The organism is Stutzerimonas stutzeri, from assembly GCF_019090095.1.
GTDB lineage: Bacteria > Pseudomonadota > Gammaproteobacteria > Pseudomonadales > Pseudomonadaceae > Stutzerimonas > Stutzerimonas stutzeri_AN.
Genome location: NZ_JAGQFP010000001.1, coordinates 856,156 through 877,458, shown reverse-complemented (window position 1 = coordinate 877,458; position 21,303 = coordinate 856,156). Strand labels below are relative to the sequence as shown.

The 21,303-nt window shown below is 61.5% G+C and carries 18 protein-coding genes and 1 riboswitch; of the genes, 10 read left to right on the top strand and 8 right to left on the bottom strand.

The features are described 5' to 3' along the window. Window positions 1-76 precede the first annotated feature (76 nt). The 4 genes from KVO92_RS03730 (at window position 77) to nudC (ending at window position 5,850) form a co-directional block, all read left to right on the top strand. The gene (locus KVO92_RS03730; RefSeq protein WP_217474335.1) at window positions 77-2,329 is read left to right on the top strand and encodes an arginine/lysine/ornithine decarboxylase; all 2,253 of its coding nucleotides are present in this window, start codon (window positions 77-79) and stop codon (window positions 2,327-2,329) included. A gap of 152 nt (window positions 2,330-2,481) precedes the next feature. Then, the gene (locus KVO92_RS03725; RefSeq protein WP_217474334.1) at window positions 2,482-3,294 is read left to right on the top strand and encodes a crotonase/enoyl-CoA hydratase family protein; all 813 of its coding nucleotides are present in this window, start codon (window positions 2,482-2,484) and stop codon (window positions 3,292-3,294) included. Between the two features lie 40 nt (window positions 3,295-3,334). Beyond that, on the top strand, window positions 3,335-5,017 hold the full coding sequence (locus KVO92_RS03720) for a ferrous iron transporter B (RefSeq protein WP_217474333.1): 1,683 nt from the start codon (window positions 3,335-3,337) through the stop codon (window positions 5,015-5,017). Next, on the top strand, window positions 5,017-5,850 hold the full coding sequence (nudC, locus tag KVO92_RS03715) for an NAD(+) diphosphatase (RefSeq protein ID WP_217474332.1): 834 nt from the start codon (window positions 5,017-5,019) through the stop codon (window positions 5,848-5,850). Before KVO92_RS03720 ends, nudC begins: the two co-directional genes overlap by 1 nt. Here the strand turns inward: nudC and KVO92_RS03710 are convergent. Beyond that, window positions 5,818-6,600, bottom strand: a complete 783-nt coding sequence (locus tag KVO92_RS03710) for a TSUP family transporter (RefSeq protein WP_217474331.1) — start codon at window positions 6,598-6,600, stop codon at window positions 5,818-5,820. The genes nudC and KVO92_RS03710 overlap by 33 nt on opposite strands. 204 nt (window positions 6,601-6,804) lie before the next feature. On the opposite strand from KVO92_RS03710, the gene KVO92_RS03705 reads away from it, so the two are divergent. Then, window positions 6,805-7,452, top strand: a complete 648-nt coding sequence (locus KVO92_RS03705; protein ID WP_217474330.1) for a hypothetical protein — start codon at window positions 6,805-6,807, stop codon at window positions 7,450-7,452. A 77-nt stretch (window positions 7,453-7,529) separates the two neighbouring features. On the opposite strand, the gene KVO92_RS03700 is transcribed toward KVO92_RS03705, so the two are convergent. From KVO92_RS03700 to KVO92_RS03685, 4 genes are all read right to left on the bottom strand, one after another. Further along, window positions 7,530-8,297, bottom strand: a complete 768-nt coding sequence (locus KVO92_RS03700) for an SDR family oxidoreductase (RefSeq protein ID WP_217474329.1) — start codon at window positions 8,295-8,297, stop codon at window positions 7,530-7,532. A gap of 27 nt (window positions 8,298-8,324) precedes the next feature. Continuing rightward, on the bottom strand, window positions 8,325-9,392 hold the full coding sequence (locus tag KVO92_RS03695) for a phosphotransferase family protein (protein WP_217474328.1): 1,068 nt from the start codon (window positions 9,390-9,392) through the stop codon (window positions 8,325-8,327). Window positions 9,393-9,634: 242 nt separating this feature from the next. Further along, entirely contained in the window at window positions 9,635-9,949 is a 315-nt protein-coding gene (locus KVO92_RS03690) for an SCP2 sterol-binding domain-containing protein (RefSeq protein WP_025241974.1), read from the bottom strand. 59 nt (window positions 9,950-10,008) lie between these two features. After that, window positions 10,009-10,716 (bottom strand): histidine phosphatase family protein, encoded by a 708-nt coding sequence (locus KVO92_RS03685; RefSeq protein ID WP_217474327.1) that lies wholly within the window; start codon window positions 10,714-10,716, stop codon window positions 10,009-10,011. A gap of 177 nt (window positions 10,717-10,893) precedes the next feature. Here KVO92_RS03685 and sohB point away from each other — a divergent pair, with 177 nt between their 5' ends. Beyond that, window positions 10,894-11,919: a protease SohB gene (gene sohB, locus KVO92_RS03680; RefSeq protein WP_217474326.1), complete on the top strand. Its 1,026-nt coding sequence runs from the start codon at window positions 10,894-10,896 to the stop codon at window positions 11,917-11,919. 11 nt (window positions 11,920-11,930) lie between these two features. Continuing rightward, complete coding sequence (locus KVO92_RS03675; protein WP_217474325.1) at window positions 11,931-12,923, top strand: YhdH/YhfP family quinone oxidoreductase; 993 nt, start codon at window positions 11,931-11,933, stop codon at window positions 12,921-12,923. 248 nt (window positions 12,924-13,171) lie between these two features. On the opposite strand, the gene KVO92_RS03670 is transcribed toward KVO92_RS03675, so the two are convergent. From KVO92_RS03670 to KVO92_RS03660, 3 genes are all read right to left on the bottom strand, one after another. Next, window positions 13,172-13,672: a DUF934 domain-containing protein gene (locus KVO92_RS03670; RefSeq protein WP_217474324.1), complete on the bottom strand. Its 501-nt coding sequence runs from the start codon at window positions 13,670-13,672 to the stop codon at window positions 13,172-13,174. Continuing rightward, window positions 13,656-15,314: a nitrite/sulfite reductase gene (locus KVO92_RS03665; protein ID WP_217474323.1), complete on the bottom strand. Its 1,659-nt coding sequence runs from the start codon at window positions 15,312-15,314 to the stop codon at window positions 13,656-13,658. The genes KVO92_RS03670 and KVO92_RS03665 overlap by 17 nt, the downstream gene beginning before the upstream one ends. 378 nt (window positions 15,315-15,692) lie before the next feature. After that, entirely contained in the window at window positions 15,693-15,911 is a 219-nt protein-coding gene (locus tag KVO92_RS03660) for a DUF2970 domain-containing protein (protein ID WP_217474322.1), read from the bottom strand. 129 nt (window positions 15,912-16,040) lie between these two features. After that, window positions 16,041-16,175, top strand: a riboswitch (cobalamin riboswitch). 91 nt (window positions 16,176-16,266) lie between these two features. Between KVO92_RS03660 and KVO92_RS03655 the strand changes: the two genes are divergently transcribed. From KVO92_RS03655 to KVO92_RS03645, 3 genes are read left to right on the top strand one after another with little or no spacing between them, the layout of a single operon-like run. Then, window positions 16,267-20,550 (top strand): cobaltochelatase subunit CobN, encoded by a 4,284-nt coding sequence (locus tag KVO92_RS03655; protein ID WP_254621274.1) that lies wholly within the window; start codon window positions 16,267-16,269, stop codon window positions 20,548-20,550. Continuing rightward, window positions 20,543-21,013, top strand: coding sequence for a MotA/TolQ/ExbB proton channel family protein (locus KVO92_RS03650; protein WP_217474321.1), 471 nt, complete (start codon window positions 20,543-20,545; stop codon window positions 21,011-21,013). The genes KVO92_RS03655 and KVO92_RS03650 overlap by 8 nt, the downstream gene beginning before the upstream one ends. Next, window positions 20,991-21,290 (top strand): DUF2149 domain-containing protein, encoded by a 300-nt coding sequence (locus tag KVO92_RS03645; protein WP_217474320.1) that lies wholly within the window; start codon window positions 20,991-20,993, stop codon window positions 21,288-21,290. The genes KVO92_RS03650 and KVO92_RS03645 overlap by 23 nt, the downstream gene beginning before the upstream one ends. Window positions 21,291-21,303 lie beyond the last annotated feature (13 nt).

The window sequence follows — 21,303 nt, the reverse complement described above, 5'->3', positions numbered from 1 at the left end:
TTCCCCCGCGCATTTCGCGCTTGGAGCTTGAGGGCGGAGCTTCTACGCTGGAGGGGAATGTCTCCAGGAAGCGCCCATGTACAAAGACCTCAAGTTTCCCATCCTCATCGTTCACCGCGACATCAAGGCCGATACGGTTGCTGGTGAGCGGGTTCGTGAAATTGCTGCAGAGCTCGAACGGGATGGCTTTCATATTCTCCCGACGGGCAGCGCTGCCGAGGGCCGCATCGTCGCCTCTACCCACCACGGGTTGGCCTGCATTCTGGTCGCAGCTGAGGGAGCGGGGGAGAATCAGCGGCTGCTGCAGGACGTCGTCGGGCTGATTCGTGTCGCTCGGCGTCGCGCGCCTCAGCTACCGATCTTTGCCCTGGGCGAGCAGATCACCATCGAAAATGCGCCTGCTGAGGCGATGGCGGACCTGAACGAACTGCGCGGTTTGCTTTATCTGTTCGAAGACACCGTTCCCTTTCTGGCACGGCAAGTGGCGCGAGCTGCCCGCGCCTATCTGGACGGCTTGCTGCCACCGTTTTTCCGCGCGCTGGTGCAGCACACCGGCGACTCCAATTATTCCTGGCATACGCCTGGCCACGGCGGTGGCGTTGCCTTTCGCAAAAGCCCGGTCGGGCAGGCCTTTCATCAGTTCTTCGGCGAAAACACGCTGCGCTCCGACCTGTCGGTCTCGGTGCCGGAGCTCGGCTCGCTACTCGATCACACCGGCCCGTTGGCGGCAGCCGAGGCGCGTGCGGCGCGAAACTTCGGCGCGGACCACACCTTCTTCGTGATCAATGGCACCTCGACCGCGAACAAGATCGTCTGGCACTCGATGGTCGCGCGGGACGATCTGGTGCTGGTAGATCGCAATTGTCACAAGTCGATATTGCATTCGATCATCATGACCGGCGCGATCCCGCTCTACCTCACCCCGTCGCGCAACGAACTCGGCATCATCGGGCCGATCCCGCTGGAAGAGTTCTCACCCGAATCCATTCAGGCCAAGATCGACGCAAACCCGCTGACCCGGGGGCGGTCGCCGCGGGTAAAGCTGGCTGTGGTCACCAACTCCACCTATGACGGCCTCTGCTATAACGCCAATCTGATCAAGCGGACGTTAGGCAACAGCGTCGATGTGCTGCACTTCGACGAGGCATGGTACGCGTATGCGGCGTTTCATGAGTTCTATGACGGACGCTATGGGATGGACACGCGCGAGCAGGGGCCGCTGGTCTTCACCACCCACTCGACGCACAAGGTGTTGGCGGCCTTCAGCCAGGCCTCGATGATTCACGTGCTCGACAGTCAGCAACGGCAACTGGACCGCGATCGCTTCAACGAAGCCTTCATGATGCACATCTCGACCTCTCCGCAGTACGGGATACTCGCATCGCTCGACGTGGCTTCGGCCATGATGGAAGGTCCCGCTGGGCGTTCGCTGATCCAGGAAACCTTCGACGAAGCCCTGAGTTTTCGCCGTGCGCTGGCCAATCTGCGGCAACATCTGGCGGCTGATGACTGGTGGTTCAGCATCTGGCAGCCGCATGCGGTGGACGGCGTGGATGAGTTGGTCACCTCCGATTGGCTGCTCGAACCCGACGCGGACTGGCATGGCTTCGGCGACGTCGCGGACGATTACGTGCTGCTCGATCCGATCAAGGTCACCCTGGTCACGCCGGGGCTCACGGCTGGCGGCAAGCTGAGCGAGCGGGGCATTCCGGCTGCGGTGGTCAGCAAGTTCCTGTGGGAGCGGGGCCTGGTCGTCGAGAAGACCGGGCTGTATTCGATTCTGGTGCTGTTCTCCATGGGCATTACCAAGGGCAAATGGAGCACGCTGCTGACGGAGCTGCTGGAGTTCAAGCGTCACTACGACAATAACCTGTCGTTGTGTGATGCGTTGCCGAGCATCGTCCAGGCGGGAGGCAGTCAGTATGTCGGCATGGGCCTGCGGGATCTGTGCGACTCGCTACACGACTGCTACCGGGAGAACGCCACCGCCAAGGCCATGCGGCGCATGTACACGGCGCTGCCTGCACTGGCGATGAAGCCAGCGGACGCTTACGACAAGCTGGTCCGCGGTGAGGTCGAAGCCGTACCCATCGATGCGCTTGAAGGCCGCATCGCCGCTGTGATGCTGGTGCCATATCCGCCAGGGATTCCGCTGATCATGCCGGGCGAGCGCTTCACTGCTGAGACGCGATCGATCCTCGACTATCTGGACTTCGCCCAGCGTTTTGCCGAGCGTTTCCCCGGGTTCGACGCCGATGTGCACGGACTGCAGCGTGAAGAACATCCGGACGGCACGCGCTATACCGTCGATTGCATACTCGAGGGGTAGGCGTTCTGCGCAAGGCGTGGGCTGCATCACACCGACCCGCATCGACTTTCATCCGGCTGTTGTTATAGTTGCTCGGTTGAGAGCAGTCCCTGCCGCGGAGCTGTTTAACTGTTTTCAGGCACTGAGGTGCCTCGGCTGTCGAGGGTGATAGCGTGACTGAATACCAAGCCTTCCGTGTGGAGTTGAAGGACAAGATCGCCTATGTCGCGATCAACCGGCCGGACAAGGTCAACGCCATGAACGCCGCCTTCTGGAGCGAGATTGTCGACATCTTTCGGTGGATCGACGATACGGATGAGGTTCGGGTGGTGATCCTGTCCGGCGAAGGCAAGCATTTTTCCGCGGGCATCGACCTGCAGTTGCTGGCGCAGGCGGCAAGCCAGATCGGCAGCGACGTGGGTCGGAATGCCGAACGCCTACGCCGCCAGATTCTCAAGCTTCAAGCCTCGTTCAACGCCGTGGACAACTGCCGCAAGCCGGTGATCGCAGCGGTCCAGGGCTATTGTATCGGTGGTGCGATCGATCTGATCGCAGCCTGCGATATGCGCTACAGCACCGTCGACGCGCAATTCTCCATCAAGGAAATCGACATGGGCATGGCCGCCGATGTCGGCACACTGCAGCGGCTGCCGCGAATCATCGGCGACGGCATGATGCGCGAGCTCGCCTATACCGGGCGTACGGTCGACGGTCAGGAGGCGCAGGCCATTGGCCTGGTCAATCGAGCCTATGCCGACCTGCCGGCCCTGATGAGCGCGGTGACCGCGCTGGCAGCCGACATTGCGAGCAAGTCGCCCGTGGCAATACGCGGCACCAAGGAAATGATTCGCTATATGCGCGACCACCGGGTCGACGACGGGCTCGAGTACATTGCCACCTGGAATGCGGCGATGCTTCAGTCCGCGGATCTCAAGGTCGCCATGGCTGCCCACATGAGCAAACAGAAACCGGACTTCGCCGACTGATGCGTCATTATTCTTACGTCGCGCGGGAGGCGCGCTAGCCATGGTTACCGGAGCTACTTCACTCAGCCTGGTCCGCGATGAGCTATTCGCTACCATGGAGGAAGCCGAGCAGAGCCTCGAACACTTCATCATCGATCGGAACAACGGCAGCCTGCTGCAACAGGCGGTCGAGAACCTGAAGCAGGTGCGCGGTACGCTCAAGCTCATCGAGTTGACCGGCGCCGAGCTGCTCGCGCAGGAGATCCTGCAGCTGGCCACCGACATACCGGTAGGGGCCGGCGAGGAGCGGGATACCCAACTGGCGGCGCTGAGTAATGCGCTTTACGTGCTCGGCCGCTATCTCGAGAGCGTCGATGCCAGCCGGCAGGAAATGCCCGAGCTACTCCTGCCACCGATCAATGCCTTGCGGCTGGCTAATGGGCAGGCGCCGTTGCCCGAAAGCTTTTTTTTCAGCGTTCGCCTCGATCACGCTCGGCCGCCGGTTGCCGCAGCGGAAAGGGACTTGGCAGCCCTGGCGGTCGAAGCGCGGCGGTTACGTCAGATGTACCAGGTTGGCTTGCTCGGCTTCATTCGTGAAGACAAGATCGCTGCCAGTCTGAAGCTCATGGCCAGAGCGCTTAGCCGTCTGGATCTTCTATTTGCAAACACACCGGGTGGACGCCTGTGCTGGCTGGGTAGCGCCGCATTGGAGGCTCAGCTCGACGGTCAGTTGCTCCCGCGTCAGTCGCGCAAACAATTGTTTTCCCGGCTCGACCGCGAACTCCGTCAGCTCAACGGCAACGGTGCTTACGAGCCGCCGCGTGTTCTGCTTAAAGAGCTTCTCTACCTGGTGGCGCTGGCCGAAAGCAATGGGCCACTGGCGACCCAGGTCCGGGACACGTTCTCGCTTGGCTCGCTGCCCTTTACCGACCACCTTCTGGAAGATGAATCTCAGCGTCTCGCGGGGCCCGGGCAGGCTGTGATGCGCTCGCTGTCATCGGCCATCCGCGAAGAGCTGGCGAGTCTCAAGGACCTTCTGGACCTGATCGAGCGTCAAACCGCATCCGCCGAATCTTATGCCACTCTGCACAGCTTGATGGGTAAGCTGGCGAAAACCCTCGGCATGGTGGGGCTTTCTTCGGCATCCAGCGCCCTGCATGCGCAGCTCCCGGTCGTTTCTGGCTGGAGCCTCGAGCAGGTCCCCGATTCACCGGCATTGTTGAAGTTGGCTGACGCCGTGCTCTATGTAGAAAGCATGGTCGCAAGCCTGGAACGGGGCGAGCGGCGTGATGTACGGCCTCAGAGCGTGCAGCCGGGCCACGAAGCCGAGGCATTCGCCAATCATCAGCTCACCGAGGCGTGCATCGTCGTCATCAGCGAAGCCACGGCGGGGCTGGCCCTGGCGAAGCGCGCAATCACGGCCTACCTGGAGTCCAATGGTGAGAAGTTGCACTTGGCCAATGTGCCTTTCAGTCTGATGGCGGTTCGTGGTGGGTTGCGCTTCCTCGAGCAGGACCGAGCGGCCGAACTGATCGGCGCGTGTGCCGATTTCATCCAGAAACAGATGCTGGAAGGTGTGCAGATGCCCCCTGAACAGATGCTCGAAACCCTGGCCGATGCCTTGACCAGTCTCGAGTATTACCTAGACGGCAGCGCTATCCTGCGCCGTGACGCTTCACGCGCAAGCGTGCTGGACCTTGCAACCGAGAGCGTCCGGGCGTTGGGCTTACCGGTGGCCGCCTGATGAGTCTGCGTTGGCAGCCGGCACTGCTCGACCCGTCGGATAACGGTGGCTGGGCGGTCGTGCACTGCCAACATGGCTTTCTGTTTGACGCCAACGGCGTGCTGTTTCCTAGAGACTGGCTCAAGCGCCTGGAGCTGCCCCTGGTCAGCGAGCAAGGCCTGGGCTACTTCGAAGGCGATCCGGTTTACCTGCTCGAGCTGACTCATCCTGCTGAGGTGCCTGGTGCAGCCTGGCAGGGCTTGCGCCAGTTCATGCTGCAGGACGACGACACCGATCGGTTCCGTATGCTCGGTTTCGCCGCGCAGATTGGGACATGGGCCAATCATCATCGCTTCTGTGGCAGCTGTGGCGGTCCGATGCGCCAGCATCCGCACGAAAGGGCAATGCAGTGCGAGCGCTGCGGCATTCATCAATATCCCCGCATTTCCCCAAGCATGATCGTCCTGGTGACGCGAGAAGACGAATTGTTGCTGGCCCGCTCCCCGCGCTTTGCCCCTGGGGTTTACAGCACGCTGGCAGGATTCGTCGAGCCTGGTGAATCGGTCGAACAATGTGTCCGGCGCGAAGTGTACGAAGAGGTTGGGGTTTCGATTCGTGATCCTCGCTACATCGGCAGTCAGGGCTGGCCGTTTCCGCACTCCCTGATGCTGGGCTTCCATGCTGAATATGCTGGCGGAGAGATTGTCATGCAGCCGGAAGAGATCGAAGACGCCGGCTGGTTCTCGATACACGACTTACCCGCATTGCCGGCGCCGAAATCCATTGCCCGTTATCTGATCGACCTCTACCTGGCCCGGCGTCTAGGCCACCCCGAACCAGTGCTGCCAAGCTAAACGCAGGCTTAACGCCAGCACGATCGTTATGAATACGGGGCGGATAAATTTCGCTCCTCCCGTTATCGCGGTACGAGCGCCGAGATAGGCGCCGATCATCAACGCGATTCCCATACCGATGCCCAGCGACCAGGCGACCTGGCCGCTGATCATGAACACGGCGAGTGCGACGCCATTGCTGACAAAGTTCATGCTGCGCGCGACACCGCTCGCTTTGAGCAGATCCAGCGGGTAGAGAAGCATCGTACTGACCGTCCAGAACGCGCCCGTGCCGGGGCCGGCTACGCCGTCATAGAACCCTAGCGTCAGGCCCTGTGGCCATTGTCGGTATTGCGAAACGGGCGCCTGGTCGTCTCGTGGCGCCATGGGTACCCGGCCAAACAGCAGATACAGGCCACAGGTGAAAACCACCACGGGCAAGAGTTGGTTGAGCCATTGCGCCGGGATCAGGTGGGCCAGGCCCGCACCGAGTACCGCACCGATGGCCGTGGCCAGCAATGCAGAGCGCCACTGCCGCGGATCGAACAGCCTCCTGCGATAGAAGGTATAGCTCGCCGTGGCCGAGCCGAAGGTTGCACACAGCTTGTTGGTGCCGAGCACCAGGTGTGGCGGCAGCCCGGCGGTCAGCAACGCCGGAATCGTCAACAGGCCGCCTCCACCAGCGATGGCATCAATAAAGCCGGCTAGAAAAGCGACCAGCATCAGCGCAACCAGAACCAGCGGCTCCACAGCGAATTCAAGCATCGGCATACAGTGCTCTAGGTAAATACGAGGCAGGCAGGCGGAGCATGATGCCGGTTACCGGGCGGGGCGCCAATGGTTAGCTAGCGAGACATTTCGGTCCGGGCACGGGTGGTTTCGGAATGTCGACTCGCGCCCAGTGTTCATCTTCGATGCTGGCTGGCTCCTGACCCCGTGTCGATAATGCGCCGTCGAACTTATGGAAGGTGATCGATGCAATATTTGGGGCTGGCAGCGGTTGTCGCACTATCGGCGCTGCTCATCGCGTTGAGTGCGGTACGGGTACTGGCTGGCGGTCACTGGCTGCTGGGTTGGTTGCGTGGCACCTTCGGCATGTTCGTTCTCCTCGCCGCCGGGCTGATCGGACTGATCGCCTGGGACGTCACCGCTTATCAGCCGCTGGTGCAAGGCACGCCCCTGGTGTCGCTCACCTTTCAGGCCGATGGGCAGCAGCGGTACCAGGTGAAGGTGGAGGAGGGCAGCCGAGTCCGTTATGTCGTGCTGGAGGGCGATCTCTGGCAATTGGACGTACGAGCGCTCTACTGGAAAGGGCTTGCCTCGCTCATTGGACTGGAGCCCGGATACCGGTTGGAAAGACTCTCGGGGCGCTACATTGCCGTCGAGCAGGAGGATCAGGCTCACCGCCCTAACGTGGCGTTGGGACATAGCCCGGCCGGAGTGGACTACTGGGCATGGCTGCAAGGTTGTCAGTGTGCTTCGCGGGTACTCGCGGCTCAGCCTCGCCGAGTGCGCTATCTACCTATCGCTGACGGTGCCAGCTACCGGATCGAAATGGCGCCGACGGGGCTGTTGGCCAAGCCGGCGAACGGGGCTGCCGAACTGGCGATGAAGGACTGGTAGCCGCGGGGCTGGTGCCCGTGTGACGAAGAAAGGGAACCCGAGGGTTCCCTTTCTTGGTTACAGCCTTTGCGAATCGATCACGCGAGGTAACCGCCGTCCACGTTGAGGGACACACCAGTGGTGTAGCTTGATGCATCGCTGGCCAGATACAGCACGGCGCCTGCCATTTCGCTGGGATCGGCAACCCGCTTCAGCGGGATATGACGCAACGCCTCTTCGCGGATCGAGTCGTTCTTCACCAGTGCAGAGGCGAACTTGGTGTCCGTCAAGCCTGGCAGCAATGCATTGCAGCGGATGCCCTGCGGTGCACACTCCTTGGCGAAGGCCTTGGTCATGTTGATTACGGCAGCTTTGGTGACCGAGTAGATGCCCTGGAAGTTGCCGGGCGTCACGCCGTTGATCGAGGCGACATTGATGATGCTGCCGCCGCCGTGCTCGCGCATCAACTTGCCGGCCTCCACGGACATGAAGAAATAGCCCCGGATATTGACATCGACCGTTTTCTGGAACGCCGAAACATCTGTGTCCAGAATGTGGCAGAACTGCGGATTGGTCGCGGCGTTATTGACCAGGACGTCCAGCCGGCCGAACTGCTCGCGGATCTGGGCGAAGACGGACTGTATCTGCTCCAGTTCGCCTATGTGGCAGGCAATCGCGGTCGCCTTGCCGCCAGTGGCCGTGATCGCATCCGCCACTGCCTGGCAGCCTTCGATCTTGCGGCTGGAAACGATAACGTGGGCGCCTTGCTGGGCCAGAAGTTTTGCAATGGCCTCGCCGATGCCGCGGCTGGCGCCTGAGACGAAGGCGATTTTGCCATCGAGATCGAACAAGTTTGTTTTGCTCATGGACGGGTTCCCTTTTGGTGAGCTGTGTTACAGCTTCGATTTGTTGATGACCTGCAGGCTCGCTTGCTCGAGCAGGGCGTTCATTTGCACGAATTTCGAGAATCGCTTGTCCTGGGTCTGGCCGTGAAAGTAGCGGTAGTAGATTTGCTGGACGATCGCCGCCAGCCGGAACAGGCCATAGGTGTAGTAGAAATCGAAGTTGTCGATACGAATACCGGCGCGCTCGGCGTAGTAGTCGACGAACTCCTGGCGCGTCAGCATGCCTGGCGCGTTACTGGGCTGCTTGCGGATCAGCTGCATCGGCGGCGGATCGGTCGCTTCGATCCAATACGCGAGCGTATTGCCCAGATCCATCAATGGGTCGCCAATGGTGGTCATTTCCCAGTCCAGCACGCCGATGATTTCCATCGGATTGTTCGGATTGAGAATGACGTTGTCGAAGCGATAGTCGTTATGGACGATGCCTGGCTTGGAGTGATCCGCAGGCATCTTGTCGCGCAACCAGTTCTTGACCGCCTCCCAGCCGGGCGCATCAGCGGTAATGGCGCGCTCATAGCGATCGATCCAGCCGGTAATCTGGCGTTGCACGTACCCTTCCGGCTTGCCCAGGTCACCCAGGCCACACGCGTTGTAGTCCACGTTGTGCAGGTCGACGAACTTGTCGATGAAGCTTTTGCACAAGGCGGTGGTTTGCGCCGATGTGAAACCCAGCTCCGCCGGCATGTCCTCGCGCAGAATGATGCCGTTGACGCGCTCCATCACATAGAACTCAGCGCCGATGAGCGATTCGTCAGTGCAATGCACGTACGCCTTCGGGCAGTAGGGAAATCCCGCGTTGAGCTGATTGAGAATTCGGTACTCGCGGCCCATGTCGTGCGCTGACTTGGCCTTGTGACCGAACGGTGGACGGCGCAGTACGAACTCCTGCTTCGGGTATTTCAGCAGGTAGGTCAGGTTCGATGCGCCGCCCGGGAATTGCGAAATGATCGGCTTGCCCTCGAGGCCCGGAATCTGCGCTTTGAGGTACTGGTCGACGATATCGGTGGGCAGCTCTTCACCTTCGCGTACGCGGCTGGTCTGATCTGTTAGCGCCATGCTTGTCCCTTCTTCTAATCAATGCCTGGCAGGCGGGTCTTGGCAGCCATGTCCAAGGGCGCCGACGGAGCATTCGGCGTTGGTAATCTAAGTCGACCGGCGACCACGACCAAGCAAAGTCGGCCCTTATTGGCCTGCGTGTTGCTGTGTAATCATGGTCCGTTATGCTCGAATTTCCTTTGGAAATGCGCATAAAAAAGCCGAAGTCCTGAGACTTCGGCTTTTTCGTTGCCGTTCGGCTGTTACGCCGGGAACAGTTCGCTGAGCTTCAGTGCGAGCATCATGTCGCCTTCGGCGCGAAGCTTGCCGGCCATGAATGCCTGCATGCCGTCGGTTTCGCCGCTGATGACGCCTTGCATGGTTTCGCTGTCCATGATCAGCGTCACGTTGGCATCGGCCGACTCTCCTTTATGGAAGTCGCAGGTGCCGTCCTTCACGACCAGATAGTAGTTTTCGGCATCGGTGATGTTGAACTGGAATACCAGGTCCAGGCCGGCCGCTGCGCTGGGGTTGAACTTGGCCTTCATGCCCTGGATGGTATCGTCGACATTGCTCATCGGTATGTCCTTTGTTCTCGTGAAAAGACGTGCAGCTTGCGGCCGCAGGTGGCTGGAGCTTATCGATAGGTGACGAGCTCCGGATTCTTCAGCAGTTCCAGATGTGCATGGCTATTGAACGAGGCGAGGGCCACATCCTGGTCGCGAAATTTGAGGCGGCTGAGTGAGGTATTGACGATCTGCCAGTTCAACTCGAACGCCCTGATGGGTGGTACGCCAATGATCAATTGAAGCAGTGCGGTGATGGTCCCGCCAGACGTGAAAATGGCGATATGGTCCTTCTGGCTCGCCAGGGTCAGGATCCGGCGCAACCCGGCCTGAACGCGGTCCACGAAGCTCTGCCAGCTCTCCAGGCCTTGCTTCTCATGTTCGCCGGACGCCCAGCGATAGATCACGTACTTGAACAGACGTTGGAACTCGGCGCGGTGGCTGGCTGCATTGGCGAAGATTTGCATGGCGTGGGGCTCGACCGCCAGCAAGTCGTCCATGTGCGCTCGAATCACTTCGTCGGCGAGGAACTCATTGAACGCGGAGTCAATCTCCACAGGCAACCGTTGTTGGCTGGCGGCCATGCGTTGCAACGTTGCACGTGCCGTATCCTGTTGCCGATTCAGGTCTCCGCTGAAGCAGCGGTCGAAGCGAACACCCAGGCGATTCAGGTGGTCACCCAGTGCGCTGGCCTGCTCGATGCCAAGCGGCGACAGGACATCATAATTTTCTGCGCCGAATGACGCCTGACCATGTCTGATCAGGTAGATGCTGCCCATGCTTCGCTCCGGACCTATTTTTCGCGAGGGTAGGGGGATCGCCCGGGGGTGTCAACGATAAATCATACGTTTGTTTGAATTGGCTGGCGCTGCTCAAATCAGCGCGTAGTCGGTATGCTTGACGGCTTACGCCAATCAGAACGGTTCTACTGGCGGCGATGGATTCAAGGGGGACCTGTGGAGTTTCTTGCTGACTATGCAAGCTTTCTGGCTAAGACCGTGACGCTGGTAGCCGCCGTGCTGGTGGTTCTCATAGCGCTCGCATCGCTACGGCGTGGGCGGACCAAGCAAGCGGGCGGCCACCTGGAAGTACACAAACTCAACGACTTCTATAAGTCGATGCGTGAGCGTCTCGAGCAGTCCATGATCGAGAAGGAGCAGCTCAAGCTGCAGCGCAAGCGCGAGGCCAAGGCGGCCAAGCTGGCGAAAAAGAATCCCGAAACTCGCCCGCGGGTTTTCGTGCTCGACTTCGATGGGGACATCAAGGCGTCCGCCGTCGAGAGCCTGCGACACGAGATCACCGCGGTGCTAACCATGGCCACCCCTCAGGACGAGGTCGTCCTGCGCCTGGAAAGCGGCGGGGGCATGGTGCACGGCTACGGCCTTGCGGCATCACAGCTGGTTCGCATCCGCGATGCGGGCGTGCCGCTGACGGTCTGCGTCGACAAGGTCGCGGCGAGCGGTGGCTATATGATGGCCTGCATCGGCGAGAAGATTCTCAGTGCCCCCTTTGCGATTCTCGGTTCGATCGGTGTCGTTGCTCAATTGCCCAACGTCCATCGGTTGCTGAAAAAACACGATGTGGACGTCGAGGTGCTGACGGCCGGTGAGTACAAGCGCACCCTGACGATCTTCGGCGAGAACACCGAGAAAGGCCGAGAGAAATTCCAGGACGACTTGGAGACCACGCACGAATTGTTCAAGAATTTCGTGGCGCGCTATCGCCAACAGGTCGCCATCGACGATGTCGCTACCGGTGAGGTCTGGCTGGGTATTTCCGCGCTGGGCAAGCAGTTGGTGGATGAGCTGAAGACCAGTGACGAGTATCTGGCCTCGAGAGCCCGTGAAGCGGACCTTTACCAGCTGCACTACGCGGAAAAGAAAAGTCTTCCTGAGCGATTCGGCATGGCGGCCAGCGCCGCCTTGGAGCAGAGCGTGTTGAAAGGTTGGACGCGCCTCAACGAACAGCGATTCTGGCAATGACGGGGGTATCGATGGAAAGCTTTAAGGCATTGCAGGCCAGCGAAGGCGCCAATGGCCGATTCGAGACGCGGGTCGTCGAGCGGAGCATTGATGAGCTACCCGCTGGCGAGGTGCTGATCCGTGTCCAGTTTTCTTCCCTGAACTACAAGGATGCGCTCTCGGCCAGCGGTAATCGTGGTGTGACGCGCAATTTTCCGCACACGCCCGGCATCGATGCTGCCGGTGTCGTTGCCGAGTCGAGTGCTGCCGAGTTTGCTGCAGGTGATGAGGTCATCGTGACCGGTTATGACCTGGGCATGAACACCGCGGGTGGTTTCGGCCAGTACATTCGCGTGCCGGCGGCCTGGGTGATCAAGCGTCCCGCCGGGCTCTCCCTGCGAGAGGCCATGATACTGGGCACCGCCGGGCTGACCGCTGCGCTCTGCGTAGACAAGCTCGAGCAGGCGGGGCTCGAGCCGACCGATGCACCGGTACTGGTGACTGGTGCAACAGGTGGCGTCGGCAGCATTGCGGTCGCGTTGCTGGCCAGCCTCGGTTACAACGTCGCGGCGGTTACCGGTAAGCCCGACCAGGCCGACTTTCTCACCGGACTCGGCGCCAAGCAGGTCCTGGAGCGAAGCGCCCTGCAGGCTGGCATCGAGAAGCCGCTGCTGCGAGAGCAATGGGCAGGCTCCGTGGATACGGTCGGCGGCGATATATTGTTCAATGTCGTCAAGTCGCTTCAGCGTGGCGCTAGCGTGGCATGTTGCGGCCTGACCGCCGGCACGAATTTTCAGGCCAGCGTCCTGCCGTTCATCCTGCGCGGGGTGAACCTGCTTGGCGTCGATTCGGTGGAAATCCCGCTGGTGGTCAAAGCCTCCATGTGGGACCGGTTGTCGGTGCAGTGGAAGCTGCCAGGCCTGGATGGCCTTGCGCACGAGACTTCGCTGGAGCAGTTGCCTGCAGCCATCGAGCGAATGCTGAAAGGGCAGCAAGCCGGACGGCTGCTGGTGCGCCTCGACTGAGGAGCGACGAAGGCCTCGCCGCTATCGAGGCCATAGCCAAAGCGCATTTTATCCCGCCGCTCATTTGGCAGAAGCTACGGCTACTTCAACGCAGCGGGGTTTCGCATGAAAGCACTAGCAGATCGATTCAGGGTTATCTTCGGCCGGCAGCAGCAGAGCGAGGCTGTTCCGATCGAGCATCCCAACTTCTGGATGTATAGCTAAAACGAAAAACCCGCCGAGTGGCGGGTTTTGCTTTATTGCGTGGGTCATCCCTGCCGGCGACGGAACAGCGGAAGCGGCTCATCAGCGGCGGCCTGGTAGGTGACGCTGAAATCCTCCAGGCTATGCAGCGCATCATAGGGGTCGCGATCAGGCCGGATGGCGAAGGCATCGAAACCGCAACGCCGCATGTAGAACAGCTGATCACGCAGCACATCACCGATCGCCCGAATTTCTCCCTTGTAGGCATAACGCTCACGTAGCAAGCGTGCGCTGGAGTAATGGCGACCATCGGTGAAGGTGGGGAAATTGAGCGCAATCACCTGGAAATGCTCCAGGTCATCGGCAATGTCTTCCACCGCTTCGTCAGCGTCCAGCCAGATGCCCAGGCCGCCATCACGCGCTTTCAACGCATGAGCGTGATCGAGCCATAGCTGGAAGGGTACGAGCAAATCGTCACAATTGGACAGGCTGTCCAGGGTCACATCTTTGGGCAGCAGGTGCCAGGTCTCGTCGATGACCTGCCCGTCCTTAATGATTCGCTGCATAGACGCGCTCCTTGAAGGGGTCGATACCGATACGGCGGAAAGTGTCGAGAAACTGTTCATCTTCGGTACGTTGCTCCACGTAGACGCCAATGATCTTTTCGATCACGTCAGGCATCGCGTCCTGAGCGAAGGACGGGCCGAGTATCTGGCCGAGGCTGGCGTTACGGCCGGAACTGCCACCGAGCGACACCTGGTAGAACTCCGCGCCCTTCTTGTCCACGCCGAGAATGCCGATGTGGCCTACATGGTGATGGCCGCACGCGTTCATGCAGCCGGAGATGTTCAGGTCGATGTCGCCGATATCGAACAGGTAGTCCATATCATCGAAGCGACGCTGAATGGCTTCAGCAATCGGGATCGACTTGGCGTTGGCCAGCGAGCAGAAATCGCCGCCAGGGCAGCAGATGATATCGGTCAGCAGGCCGATGTTTGGCGTCGCAACGCCGAGTTCGCGCAGTTCATTCCACAGCTCGAACAAGCGGGACTGTTCGACATCGGCCAGGATCATGTTCTGCTCGTGGGAATTGCGCACTTCGCCGAAGCTGTAACGATCGGCCAGGTCGGCGATGGTATCGAGCTGTTTGTCGGTGACATCGCCTGGCGCCACGCCGGTGCTTTTCAACGACAGCGTTACGGCGGCGTAACCGGGCTTCTTGTGCGCTACCACGTTGCGCTCGCGCCAGCGGGCAAAGCCGGGATGCTCGGCGTCCAGCTGCGCGAGCGCGTCACTCTGGTCTTCCAGCGTCTTGTAGGTCGGGTCGACGAAAAACTGGCCGATGCGCTCGACTTCGGCTTCGGTCAGGGTGTTCGGGCCGTCCTTCAGGTGCGCCCACTCGGCGTCGACGCGCTCGGCGAACACCTCAGGCGTGAGCGCTTTGACCAGGATCTTGATCCGGGCCTTGAACTTGTTGTCGCGACGGCCGTAGCGGTTGTAAACACGCAGGATGGCGTCGAGATAGGTCAACAGGTGCTGCCAGGGCAGGAACTCGTTGATGAAGCTGCCAACGATGGGCGTGCGGCCCAGGCCGCCACCGACCGACACCCGGAAACCCAGTTCACCAGCATCGTTCTTCACCGCTTCGAGGCCGATATCGTGCACCTCGATAGCGGCGCGGTCACTCGCAGCGCCGTTCACGGCAATCTTGAACTTGCGCGGCAGGAAGGCGAACTCAGGATGGAAGGTCGACCACTGACGAATGATCTCGCACCACGGACGAGGATCGATCAGCTCATCCTTGGCAACGCCAGCGAACTGGTCGGTAGTGGTATTGCGGATGCAGTTGCCGCTGGTCTGGATGGCGTGCATCTGGACCGTCGCCAGCTCGGCGAGGATGTCCGGGACGTCCTCCAGGGCCGGCCAGTTGAGCTGTACGTTGGTCCGTGTACTGATGTGGGCATAACCCTTGTCGTACTTGCGGGTGATGTCGGCCAGCTTGCGGATCTGAGTAGAGGACAACAGCCCATAAGGCACGGCAATGCGCAGCATCGGCGCGTAGCGCTGAATGTACAGGCCATTCTGCAGGCGAAGAGGCAGCAGTTCCGCGTCGGTCAGCTCACCAGCCAGATAGCGGCGAATCTGATCACGGAACTGACGCACGCGATCCTCGATGATGTGCTGGTCATACTGGTCGTATACGTACATGAGGTGTCCTGTTATTCAGGCTGTCTACAGCTTTTTGCGCGCACGGCCGCGCACCCGTTTTAGGGAAGGCCGGCACGATACCAGTTAGCGTTTATGCGTAAAAGTGATGTTTGGGAATATGTTTAGAACGAAACGCTGCGTTTTGGGCATTTGCATTGCCGGTCCTTGAGCGCCTCGCCAGCGTGGTCTTAACTGCTAGCAACCTGGGCATCGATGATGCCGATAAACTAGGAGAGCAGCCATGTCCGAGCATTCCCATCGCGGCGGAAACGACAGCAGGGCAGATGCGACCGCGATATTCGTCTTGATTCTGCTAGTGGTTGCGACCGCTGTTTTCTGGGTCAGTCACCAGTAAAGGAGGCCCGAGCAGCCGGGCTGTCACAGCCCGGCAAGATACAGCACCAGCTTCACCACGCCGAGGATGATCAGCACGAACGCCACCGTGAAGCCGACACCCAGCAGGATGAAATGGCTGGGTTTTCCCTGACTGAAATCCCTTTCTCTGTTCTTTCCGCTCTGCACACCGAGCGCGCCTGCCAGAACGCTTTGCAGCATTTGCCGAAACGTAAGTGATTTGGGTTGCTTATCGTCGTTCATGGCGGCCCCGGGATGACTGAGTCATCCGAAGTCTAGTCATCATCAGACGCGCCGTCGCATCGGCGTCCTGAGCGTATCGGCCGCCGGGCCTGGCTGCTTGATCTTGTTGGGGGTGCGGCGTAAGGTGCGCGCCTTCATGGAGCACGCGGTGCCCGGATCAAGGTTCGGGTTAAATGGGAAATCAGTGCCAAGCTGATGCTGCCCCCGCAACGGTAGAGTCGAACCTTCGACTGAGCCCGATACCAGCCCGTACTCCCCAGGAACTGTCGCGGTGGGCGACATCCTCAGAATGCCTTGCGCCTGTCACGGGTCGTGTGGCCGTTCTGCCGCCCGCGCGTCTCGAGACGGAGTGGGCATGTCTATCGTTTTTCGCTGGGCGGGTTTGGTGTTTTCCCTGCTGCTCGCGCCGCTTGTTCAAGCCGGGCAGATCAAGGCGATCATCTCGCAGTACAGCGCGGCTGAATTCGCCTCGGCAGTGGCCCTGCTCAAAGCGCGCCAACCGGATGCAATCATCGACGCCCGTACTCCAGAACAGTTGAGCGAGTGGCCTGATGCGCGCGTGGGCGAATGGCTGGAGGGCGGCGCCACGCTGCTTGCCGTCGGCGTCTTCGGGCCGGAAGTCGAGCGCTTGCGGCCGCTGCTCGAAGGGCACAGTTCCGGCGACCGCTACATCATGCACAGCGATCAGGGGCTGGTTGCGATGAGCCGTATCGACGGCAGGCCCGTGTTCCGCGATCGTGAACAGGCAACACGCCTCGGCGCGGAAAAGCCTGGTGAGGATCTGGCCAACTGGGTGCGCGCGCTGGGCGATGCCAATCCTGACCAGGCCGAGTGGATCGAAGCGCGCAGCTACTGGGTTTCAGGGGGGAGCGAGAACATCGCGCGCTTGCTGAGCTGGCTGTCCGACGAGAAGGGTTCGCGGCAGGTCATGCCTGCCGAGGCGCGTCCGGCGCTACGCTTCTATCAGGATGGGCGCACGCTCGACGCCTCTGAACTCGTCTGGCGCGGCGATAGCATGGTCGCGGTGATCGATCATGGCCGAGCCGATCGGCGAGGCGACGCCGACCTCAACGACGCACTCTGCCAGACGCTGCAACAGCGCGACATTGCCTGCGTCAGTCTGCTCGGCGGCTGGGGCGATGGGACGTTGCAAGCGCTGAAATGGCTGGAAAGCGGCGCACATCCACCCCTGGCTGCCGTGGTCGTGCTGCAAGACTTCGTGCTCGGCGGCGGCGAAGGGCGGCAGCAAGCAACCGACATACTCCAGCGCCTCGATGTGCCAGTCATCAAGGCCGTGCGCCTGGATGACCGCGACGAGAATGCCTGGCAGCTTTCCAGCGACGGGCTTGGGCGTGACAAGGTTCATTACCAGCTCGCCATGCCAGAGCTGCAAGGCAGCAGTCAGCCGATGGTTCTGGCAGCCTGGGAGCCAGCGCAAATCGACCCCAATTCCGGCATCCGTTTCGGTTTCAGCCAGCCGTTGCCTTCCCGTGTCGAGGCGCTTGCCGCGCGAATCCATCATTGGCAACAGTTGCAGCGCAAGGCCAACCAGAACAAGCGGGTCGCCATCATCTATTACAACCATCCACCAGGGCGCCACAACATTGGTGCCGACAACCTGGACGTGCCGCAATCGCTGCTCGCCATCCTGCGGCGCCTGAAGGCCGAGGGCTACAACACAGGCGAGCTACCGGCAACCTCCGAGGCGCTGCTGGGCTTGTTGCAAGAGCAGGGCGTGAATCTCCCCGAGCAGGGGGACGCCTTGGCAGCGATGGCGCCGAAGGTCCCGGGACTCGACCGGGACGAATACCTGCGCTGGTTCCGTACGTTGCCGTCGGCCCTCCAGGCGGAGATGGAGCACGGCCCCCTCGGTTACTGGAACGCCCAGATGCGCAGGGCGCTGCAGGCGTCCCACTTGGAAATTGCCCGACAGACCTTGCGCGACGGCTCCAGCGAGTTGCATCACCTACTCGACGGTGTCGAGCATCCGGCGAGGGACCGCGCGCTGAGATTGCTCGGGCAACTCGAGGAATTCTATGAGCGCGCGCTCGAGCAACCAGGGTTGGCCAGCTGGGGCGAAGCGGATGAGCTGATCGAGGCGCTGGCGGCGACGGGCATCGAGGGGTTGAGAGGGTGGGGCGAAGCGCCGGGGCAGGTAATGGTGCAAGGAGATCGGATGGTTTTCCCCGGTTTACGCCTGGGTAATGTCTTTCTCGGGCCACAGCCACCGCGTGGCTGGGAGGTCGATGAGGAATTGCTCCATGCCAACCTGGTCTTTCCACCACCGCACCAGTACCTGGGCTTTTATCACTGGCTGCGGGACGGCTTCAAGGCCGATGCCCTGGTGCATCTGGGCCGGCATTCCACCTACGAGTTTCTGCCGCGGCGTCGTGCGGGGCTGAGCGCAGAGGATTATCCGATGCAGATCGTCAGCGACCTGCCGAGCCTCTATCCCTACATCGTCGACGGTGTGGGTGAGGGCATCCAGGCCAAGCGTCGAGGGCTGGCCGTGATGATCGATCACCTTACCCCGCCCCTGGTCGCGACGCCGCTATACGACGATCTGCTCACGTTGCGTCAGCTGATCGAGAGCTTCGAGGCCGGAGCCGGAGGCACCGAAGGGCCCGCCCGGCGTGCCACCATCGCCGAGATCAAGCGGCTGGTCAGCCAATCCGGGCTGGAGCCCGAACTGCGCGACTCCATGGCCGAGCCACTCGCCGCTCGCGGCATCGATTTCGAGCAGGCCGACGACGAGCTCCTGGTTCACGAGGTTGGCCACTACCTGACCAACATTCAGGAGCGCTTCATGCCGCTCGGCCTGCACGTGTTTGGCAAGCCCTGGGCCGATGAGGCGGTGGATACGCTGATGGCATCGATGGGTACCGAGCGGACCCAGTACCGCCAGGCGCTGGTCGATTCTCCGGACGCGGAAATGGCGGCCCTGATCCATGCGCTCGAGGGTGGCTTCGTTGCGCCGGGCAAGGGCAATGACCCGATCCGCACGCCTGAGGCGCTGCCGACGGGCCGTAACTTCCATGCGCTGGATAGCAGTCTGTTGCCGAGTCGCATCGGGTGGCGGATCGGACAGGAGCTGGCGGACCGCGCCCGTGAGCGTCCCATGCCGGAGGGCGGCCGCGAAGCGGTCATTCTTTGGGCTTCGGACACGGTGCGAGACGAAGGTGCCATGGTGGCGTTCGGCCTCGATCTGCTCGGCGTCGAGCCGGTGTGGAACAGTCGCGGGATCGTCGAAGGACTGAAACGACAACCGCTTGCCAAGCACCGCGAGCGACGCGACCTGATGTTCACCACCTCCGGCCTGTTTCGTGACCTGTACGCCGATCAGCTTGCGTTGCTCGAACGCGGCGTGTTGCTGGCACTGGACGGAGCGAGCAACACCATTCGCAGGGATTATCCTGCCTTGCGCACCGCGCTGGATGCTGCGCTACAACCGATCGGTGCGCTGGCCGTCGGGGGTGACGAGCCGCTTTCGCGAAACCGTGTCGCCGCCAGCTGGGTGAAGGACGCGGCACGTCGACTGGACGCCGGCGCCGCTGACGAGCAAGCCGGTAGCCTATCGGCATTGCGGCTTTTCGGCGTGGCGCCGGGCGCCTACGGTGCGGGCATCAATACGCTGGTGGAGCGCTCTGGCAGTTGGCAGGATCGTGGCGAGCTGGCGCGCAGCTACATCAACCGGATGGGCCACGCCTACGGTATGCAGCACAACGGTGAGCCCGTTCAGGCGGTGTTCGAGGATGGACTGAAACGGGTCAGCCGCACTTATCTTGGCCGTTCCAGCAACCTTTACGGGCTGATGGACAACAACGATGCGTTCGACTATCTCGGCGGGCTGAGCATGGCGGTCGAGCATCTGTCCGGCCAGGCGCCAGCGAATTTCGTCAGTTGGCACAACGATCCGACCCAGGTGCGCCTGGAACCGCTGCAGCAGGCGTTGCTGGCAGAGCTGCGTGGGCGCTTTCTCAATCCTGCCTGGATCAAGGCGCTCATGCAGCACGACTATGCAGGTGCTCGCACCATGGGCAGCGAGTTTCTGGAGTACCTCTGGGGCTGGCAGGTCACCAACCCGGACATCATCCAGGACAGCGCATGGGAGGAGGTCAAGGCGGTGTATCTCGATGATCGCTACGAGCTGGGGGTCGATTCGTTTCTCGAGCAAGGCGCTAACGTGCATGTGAAGACCAACATGCTGGCGATCATGTTGGTCGCCATCCATAAGGGCTTCTGGCAGGCCGATGAACAGACCCGTCAGGCGCTTGGCGAAGCCTTCGCTACGCTGGTGGCGGCGAACGGGCTGCCCGGCAGTGGTCATACCCGACCGGACCACCCGATGATCGAGTGGCTGTTGCCGCAGCTGCCGGCCGATCGCCGAGAAGCCTTGCGAGCGCGCCTGGACGCGGCGCTGAGCGAACCGCAGCAGCGCACTGCGGTGCCGACCGCGATCAGCGAAATCCAGCCCGCGGCCAGCGAGCCGCCCATCGAACAAACCGAAGTGTCTGCCGAGGAGGGCGCGAGCGTGAGCCGTTACCTGTGGCTGGCCGCGCTGATCGTCCTGTTACTGCTGGGCATAGGCGTCTGGCGTGGTCGCGGTGCATCGTTCCGCGAAGGAGGTGAGCGTGCTTGATGATCGATTGTTCAGCTGGCTGCACCTGCTCGTTGGCTGGTTGTTGCAGCCGGTGACCTGGGCGCTGTTCGGGCTCGTGGCGATCATGATCTGCGACGCGGGCGTCGCGGTTGGAGAGCGGTGTGGTGGGCTTCGGCGCTGGCGCATGCTGGCGGTAGGCGTCATCGAGCGACGCGCCAGGCGGCGGCTTGACCGCGCCGATCTGATCGCCCGTGTCGGGCCGATGCTCGGTCTGATGGGCACCTTGATCCCGCTCGGTCCGGGCTTGGCGGCGCTGGGTGACGGCAACGTACAGATACTCAGTGTTGCGATGCGGGTGGCCTTCGATACCACCGTGCTCGGGCTGCTGATCGGGGTGGGCGGCTTTGCGCTCGGCCGTTTGCGACGGCGTTGGTACGACGAATTGCTGGACGAGCTCGAAGCGGCGGAGGCGCGCGATAATGAGTCGACGCTGGCGATCTAGCCGGTTTGCGGCTGGAGATGACGATCCGCTGGGACCTTTGGCCAACATGGTCGACGTGGTGCTGGTGTTCGCCTGTGGCTTGATCGCCGCGTTAGTCGCACAGACCGATTTGCTCGAGCGGCTCGATGCCGCCAAGCAGCCCGTGACGGTCGAGCGCGGGCGAGAATTGCCACGCTTGCCTGAGACGCAGGATGGCAGCTCAGGCAAAGGCCTGGAGAGTGTCGGGCAGGTCTATCGCGATCCGGCGACGGGCAAGCTCATCCTGATCGGCGACTGAGTGCGACGTCTGT

Bases quoted from the DNA above. Each gene is read 5' to 3' on its own strand.
- KVO92_RS03730 (WP_217474335.1), top strand. From the start codon at position 77: ATGTACAAAGACCTCAAGTTTCCCATCCTCATCGTTCACCGCGACATC.
- KVO92_RS03720 (WP_217474333.1), top strand. From the start codon at position 3,335: ATGGTTACCGGAGCTACTTCACTCAGCCTGGTCCGCGATGAGCTATTC.
- nudC (WP_217474332.1), top strand. From the start codon at position 5,017: ATGAGTCTGCGTTGGCAGCCGGCACTGCTCGACCCGTCGGATAACGGT.
- KVO92_RS03710 (WP_217474331.1), bottom strand. From the start codon at position 6,600: ATGCCGATGCTTGAATTCGCTGTGGAGCCGCTGGTTCTGGTTGCGCTG.
- KVO92_RS03705 (WP_217474330.1), top strand. From the start codon at position 6,805: ATGCAATATTTGGGGCTGGCAGCGGTTGTCGCACTATCGGCGCTGCTC.
- KVO92_RS03700 (WP_217474329.1), bottom strand. From the start codon at position 8,297: ATGAGCAAAACAAACTTGTTCGATCTCGATGGCAAAATCGCCTTCGTC.
- KVO92_RS03695 (WP_217474328.1), bottom strand. From the start codon at position 9,392: ATGGCGCTAACAGATCAGACCAGCCGCGTACGCGAAGGTGAAGAGCTG.
- KVO92_RS03690 (WP_025241974.1), bottom strand. From the start codon at position 9,949: ATGAGCAATGTCGACGATACCATCCAGGGCATGAAGGCCAAGTTCAAC.
- KVO92_RS03685 (WP_217474327.1), bottom strand. From the start codon at position 10,716: ATGGGCAGCATCTACCTGATCAGACATGGTCAGGCGTCATTCGGCGCA.
- KVO92_RS03675 (WP_217474325.1), top strand. From the start codon at position 11,931: ATGGAAAGCTTTAAGGCATTGCAGGCCAGCGAAGGCGCCAATGGCCGA.
- KVO92_RS03670 (WP_217474324.1), bottom strand. From the start codon at position 13,672: ATGCAGCGAATCATTAAGGACGGGCAGGTCATCGACGAGACCTGGCAC.
- KVO92_RS03665 (WP_217474323.1), bottom strand. From the start codon at position 15,314: ATGTACGTATACGACCAGTATGACCAGCACATCATCGAGGATCGCGTG.
- KVO92_RS03660 (WP_217474322.1), bottom strand. From the start codon at position 15,911: ATGAACGACGATAAGCAACCCAAATCACTTACGTTTCGGCAAATGCTG.
- KVO92_RS03655 (WP_254621274.1), top strand. From the start codon at position 16,267: ATGTCTATCGTTTTTCGCTGGGCGGGTTTGGTGTTTTCCCTGCTGCTC.
- KVO92_RS03645 (WP_217474320.1), top strand. From the start codon at position 20,991: ATGAGTCGACGCTGGCGATCTAGCCGGTTTGCGGCTGGAGATGACGAT.